This is a genomic window from Bacillus sanguinis, from assembly GCF_018332475.1.
Taxonomy (GTDB): Bacteria; Bacillota; Bacilli; order Bacillales; family Bacillaceae_G; genus Bacillus_A; species Bacillus_A sanguinis.
The window spans coordinates 1-5,752 of sequence record NZ_BOQB01000169.1 but is presented as its reverse complement, the minus strand read 5'-3'; the positions used below and the strand labels follow the sequence as shown (position 1 = coordinate 5,752).

5 protein-coding genes and 1 pseudogene are annotated in these 5,752 nt (G+C 32.7%); 1 reads left to right on the top strand and 5 read right to left on the bottom strand.

Annotated features, from left to right (window positions below):
- Positions 1-777: 777 nt before the first annotated feature.
- Both KI369_RS18115 and KI369_RS18110 read right to left on the bottom strand, forming a co-directional pair.
- The gene (locus KI369_RS18115) at positions 778-2,637 is read right to left on the bottom strand and encodes a M56 family metallopeptidase (protein ID WP_212956848.1); all 1,860 of its coding nucleotides are present in this window, start codon (positions 2,635-2,637) and stop codon (positions 778-780) included.
- Positions 2,637-3,041: a BlaI/MecI/CopY family transcriptional regulator gene (locus KI369_RS18110; protein ID WP_085965065.1), complete on the bottom strand. Its 405-nt coding sequence runs from the start codon at positions 3,039-3,041 to the stop codon at positions 2,637-2,639. Before KI369_RS18110 ends, KI369_RS18115 begins: the two co-directional genes overlap by 1 nt.
- Before the next feature lie 167 nt (positions 3,042-3,208).
- On the opposite strand from KI369_RS18110, the pseudogene KI369_RS18105 reads away from it, so the two are divergent.
- A pseudogene (locus tag KI369_RS18105) lies at positions 3,209-3,817 on the top strand (IS4 family transposase); the annotation flags it as partial.
- 53 nt (positions 3,818-3,870) lie between these two features.
- Here KI369_RS18105 and KI369_RS18100 read toward each other — a convergent pair.
- The 3 genes from KI369_RS18100 to KI369_RS18090 all read right to left on the bottom strand — a co-directional run.
- The gene (locus KI369_RS18100) at positions 3,871-4,602 is read right to left on the bottom strand and encodes an ABC transporter permease (RefSeq protein ID WP_078438517.1); all 732 of its coding nucleotides are present in this window, start codon (positions 4,600-4,602) and stop codon (positions 3,871-3,873) included.
- Entirely contained in the window at positions 4,602-5,309 is a 708-nt protein-coding gene (locus KI369_RS18095) for an ABC transporter permease (protein WP_212956847.1), read from the bottom strand. Before KI369_RS18095 ends, KI369_RS18100 begins: the two co-directional genes overlap by 1 nt.
- A partial coding sequence (locus tag KI369_RS18090) for an ATP-binding cassette domain-containing protein (protein ID WP_212956846.1) occupies positions 5,284-5,752 on the bottom strand: 469 nt, incomplete at its 5' end. The genes KI369_RS18095 and KI369_RS18090, both read right to left, overlap by 26 nt.

Here is a 5,752-nt window from a genome sequence, read left to right as displayed (position 1 = left end):
TATCTTACTCAGTATTATTTTTACAAATGCTGTTGTGTTCTAACAAACGGTAAAATTCTCTTTTTCCACTTGTATGTTAACCCTAGAAATTACTTCTTTTCCTTAAAAAACTCTTGTTACTGGTTTATTTTTTATAAATAGGTCATACCTGTTTCTCCTTTCATGCCTCTTTATATTTTTATCATACACAATGAAAATTTCTTTTTTCTTACCCATTACTTACAAATTACTTACTTTCAAAATCGTTTTTATAATAGGATTGAAGGAACATCTGTGCCGCAGTAAATATATTAATCAAAAAGAAACACATAGGTTTTTTACTTCAGTGTTTCTTTTTTCCATCCTTTTAAGAGTCTATTTACCCTTAAAAGGATGAATTCTAGCTCTTTTCTAATGTAATTTTTCTTCATGCATTACAACACAAATAGCATTGTGCTGCATGAAATACTCCTAACGTTGTTAAAATTAATTGTTTTTAAGCCAAAATTTATTTAACTTAGGGCGGACACTCCATATCCATCAGCTTAAGAAAAAGAAACTACCTCAAAACGAAAAAAATAAGCTACCTTCCCAAAGTAACTACCTGTATAAAAAGAAAATGTTTATTTAGGGGTACCGCCCCATCGCCATCAAGCTAAAATTTTGAAGTCCTCCCAAAACAAAAATTTCATCTCACTTTTTTGTTTTATAGATTATTAATTTCTTTTATCACATGAAGATTTCATTCGAACTGAAATAAAAACAGAGTCTCAAGATTCTTTTCTTGAGACTCTGTCTTTATTTCAAAAAGGAAATCATGATTTTCTCTAATTCAGCCTTATTTAAAACATCATCAATGATTACAACTTGATAAGTACTGTCCTTTCCTTTTGCAGGAACAATCATTTTCATGCCCTTTACATTACTCCCGGTCATTTTACCAAATATGAATTGTGCTCCTTCCAGTTCATAATTTTCTATCTTGTCATTGTCATTAATCCACTGATAAAATGGATCTCTTCCTCTTTCTAAAATGTCAGATTGATAAATTGTATAACCAAACTCCCCGGCTCTATATTCTGAGCTAATGATAGGATTCAGCTTTTTTGTTGTAATTACTGGTTCAACTTTTTCCCTCTTTAGTTCATAACCTTTCGCTACATAATTTGGTTTCTTGATTGGAAAATCAAATGAACGAGATGTGAACTGCGAATAAATTTTTCCCCATAATGGTTCAATAGCTTTGCTATTCTCCTCTAATTTTTTTTGATCGTCTGGTTCTAAATCTTCAGGTGTCCCTACTGATCTTATCTTTTTGTCTATGATATACTCCTCTGTTTGCAATTTGATAAATTTGTCAAATTCTTCTTTTGTTAACAGATTCCGTGCCACTTCCATTTCTTCAAGTATATATTCATATCGCCCCTCTGAAACATGAAATTCTGCAAATGCTTGTTCTTTTGTACCAATCATCTTTTCTACAATTTGCTGAATAGGAACTTTAGTTTGTGCTTTTGCTTCTTTGATATTATTTTTCACTTCCGTTGGTTCTTTCTGCGAGTTATTTGGTATATCTGCATGTGCATTTAATAAAGACACAGATGATACAGCAAGAATAGCAACAACTCCAAATGCAGACCAACGATAAGAGTTCTTTTTAAATTTTTTAATCATAAGAATTCTCCTTTTTAATGTTCTTTTATTTCTACTTAAGTTCGCTAAGCTTGGTACTTGATAATAACTTGAGTAGTGTTCTAAAAGGGTAATAATGGTATGACCATATGCCAGTTTTTCCTCTGAATCTATATATGTAAGAGCAAATGCATCACGCGCCAGTTCCTGATCTTCCCGCATGCATGAGTAGGCATACCAAAGGATTGGGTTAAACCAATTTAGAATCAGTAAACCATGCATAAGCCAATTCACACCAACATCTCTTCGTTTGATATGAGCTAATTCATGATGAAAGATGTATCGTAACTGTTGCTCATCTAATACTTTCATATGTGCACTTGACAATAACACCCTTGGTCTAAGGAATCCGAAAACAGTTGGACTTGCAATTTTCCCAGCTAAGAGGAGTGGGATATCTCGCTTAACGGACATAGATTTCTTACAACTCTCAAAGATTTTACTAATCCTTTCATCTGTAATAACAGGTTGCTTTTTTATATAGAAGAGTAAACGCTTATTCATAATGATGGTGGCAAAAGATAGAATGATAACCACAGCAAGCCAAATATATAAAACGATTGTATAAAATGAAACCGTTTCGTCATTTTTCTTTTCATTATTATGCGTTTGTTTCTTACTTTTTTCAGCTGTTTGTGCAGAACCATATGTATAGGTCTTTGTACCACCTATAGTCGTCGATCCTTGTATACGACGATCTGTGGAGTCTTGGTGAGAAGTAACTGGAGTTCCATTACTGTACGAAAGAATAGAATAGATACTGTAAGAACTACCTGGTGACCATGGCAATAAAAGTCTTACAATTAATATTATCCATAATAGATACTGCCATCGTGGGGGTAACTTATTTCTAAGCAAGATTTTGATACATAAGATTAGGCCAACTAATATACTTGCCATAATGGCAGTTTCTATCACCCAATCAAAAAAGCGAGGTAGATAGACGTTTACAAACATATCTATCATTATAATCTATCCTTCCTCTGATTTTCCTCATTCTTCTCATCTAAAATACGTTTGAGTTCGTTAATATCCTCTGAAGACAGCTTTTCTTCTTTTAAGAAATTCACAAGTAAAGGTTTAAATGCTGCACCATAGAAACGTTTGAGAAGCGATTTTGTTTCTACATGTAGATAACTATCTTGCGACACTAATGGATAATAAGCATACATACGCCCTTTATCCTGATGGTAAGAAACAGCTTCTTTTTGGACTAATCGATTAATAAGCGTTCGAATCGTTTTCGGCTTCCAGTCCATCGTTACTTCTAGCGCTTCAATCACTTCATTTGCTGTTTGAGGAGATCTTGACCAAAGTACTTTCATAACTTCTAACTCAGCTTCCGATATTTTAGGTAATTCTTTCATTATTTAAAATTCCACCCCTTATATTACATTTGTAATCTATAATACAATATTACAAGTGTAATACTAGAGTGTCAACATTTTTTCGGAATAATAAATATAAATAAAATATCCAAAAAAATATAAATAAGCTATTCTTTCTGTTGAACCATAGGAAAGGATGGTATTTTTGTATGTCTATTTCTGTATCTGACGAACTACAACTATTCGCACAGAAGATTCAGAGTCTTTTATCCCCAAATACCTTACAGAATCTAGCTAGAGATGTTGGATTTGTACAGCGAATGAGTAAGTACCAAGCAAAAGATTTAGTCGCTTTATGTGTATGGATAAGCCAAATTGTAGCAAAAACGTCCTTAACCCAGTTATGTAGTTGTTTAGAAGCATCAACAGAAGTGCTCATCAGTCCCGAAGGACTAAATCAGCGATTTAACGCTGCAGCCGTGCAGTTTCTACAACAAGTATTAGCTAAACCTCTCAACCAAAAGTTATCTTCAGCTAAGCTGCTCTCTTCTCCATACACTTCTATTTTCAAGCGTATTCGTATCCTGGATTCAACTGCATTTCAACTTCCAAATCCTTTTTCATTCGTTTATCCAGGTGCAGGAGGATGCAGCCATACAACGGGAGTAAAGATTCAGCTTGAGTATGATTGATTAAGTGGACAGTTCCTTCATATTCATACAGGCTCAGGTAAACAACATGACCGAACCTACGGTTCCCTGTGTGTCCCAACTGTAACAGCGAATGATTTATGTATTCGAGATTTAGGTTATTTTCATTAGTAATCAGCCTTGTATATTAAAGTAATTATATAAAATCATTAGTATTTACATTAATATGTTTTTTTATTGAAATTGATTAGTCCCCCTGCGAACAATACAATAAAACAAATCAATACAATTAATATACTTTTTGTAGAAATAAATAATAGCCCTGTTTCACTACCTGAAGGTAACATAGCTAAAAGGGGTTGACTCCATGGATAAATTGGACCAAATCGTTCAGACTGACTAATTATTATACCAGGTATCGTTAGACCAGCACATACTACCATTGGAGCAGCAAAGCTGGACCATATTGCGGAAAGCCACATTTGAAGTGCTATTAAAGGTAATGTTGTAAATATTCCACCTATTAAAGATTTGAATATATATGTTGTAGGAAAAGGGCCTGTTATCCCGCAAATAGAACCTACTATAATTATTTCTAAAAGGAATAAAAGTTGAGTAATAATTATAGAAAATAGCACAAAAATAGCTTTAGTACAGTAAAGTTGATAACGTTTTATAGGCTGAACTAGTAATTGCTTCCACCCACCATGTAAATGATCGTGACGGCAGATAAAAGCAGTAAAAATTCCAGTTAATAATGGGAGAAAGATCATAGCGTGTATTATTGAAGCAAATGAATAAATAATTTCCCAATTATCTAAAGATGCTAATGTATCACTCACTTTTAGGTAAGTTAACATCCCTGTTAAAAGGGGACTAATAAATAATAGTAGCCAGATTTTTGTCTTTTTAATCTTATGGAATTCAGCCAAAAATAATCTTAAATTTAGCATTATTTATCCACATCCCTTCTTACAAAATCAAATGTTGTTATCAAAATTAGTAAAACCCCAACTGTAGCCCCTAACAGTGTAGTTGTATTTGATTTACTTGCAAGTAAGGGTAATTTCCATATAATCCAATCTGGCAAGGATTCTGAGAATAGTGCTAATACTGTACCTAAAACTCCCACTATTAATGTGATTCCTTGATTTTTATAAACAATGGATAACCATAATTGTAATGCTAAAACTGGTAAGGCAGAAAAGTAAGGGAAAAAACTAATTTTTATTACTTTTGACCATGGAATAGAATATCCAAAATCTAATCCTATACCTAAAAAAATACTCCCTATAAAGAGAATGGAGCAAGATATAAATAATAAAATAAAACTTAATATAAATTTAGCTATAAATATTTTTCTTTTTTTTATTGGTAGTATTAAAAGGTGTTTCCAAGAAGTAGAGCTGTGTTCTAAATGGGCTATTATAGAAGTAATAATTGTAATCCCTAGTAGTATTGCTGGAAGGGAAAGAGACTGAACATTTGAAAGTAGCCCTCCCCACAAATCATTTTTATATTTTTCTATCAAATAATCGTATCTTAAACTAAAATTTATTGCTTGAAGTATAATAACACCTATTGGGGCTATCATTATTAAAAACCAAACCCACTTACGCTTTAATTTAAGAAATTCAGATGCTAGGAGGGATTTGTACATCGTTTTGTTCCTCCTTTACGATGTTTAGGAAAATATCTTCAAGTGAATTTTTTTCTTTTTCAATACGGAATACAGATATGTCATTTGCTACTAAAGCTTTCACAATCTTAGCTATAGCTGTATTATCAGTATTAGAAATAATAATTTTATCCTCCTCCATCACTGACGGTATACCACTAGCAAGAATGATTTTCCATGCTTCCTTAGGTTTATTAACTAAAATCTTAATTGAATTATGTGAATGTTGTCGTAAAATTTCAATTTTATCCTGGAAAATGAGCCGTCCCTTTGAAATAATCCCAACATATGTAGCCATCTGGTCTATTTCACTTAATAAATGACTTGATACTAGTATAGTAATGCCTCTTTCCTTAGCAAGGCTCTTTATTAATTCACGCATTTCATGTATCCCTTGGGGATCAAGTCCATTTGTCGGCTCATCT

Bases quoted from the DNA above. Each gene is read 5' to 3' on its own strand.
- KI369_RS18115 (WP_212956848.1), bottom strand. From the start codon at position 2,637: ATGATAGATATGTTTGTAAACGTCTATCTACCTCGCTTTTTTGATTGG.
- KI369_RS18100 (WP_078438517.1), bottom strand. From the start codon at position 4,602: ATGCTAAATTTAAGATTATTTTTGGCTGAATTCCATAAGATTAAAAAG.
- KI369_RS18095 (WP_212956847.1), bottom strand. From the start codon at position 5,309: ATGTACAAATCCCTCCTAGCATCTGAATTTCTTAAATTAAAGCGTAAG.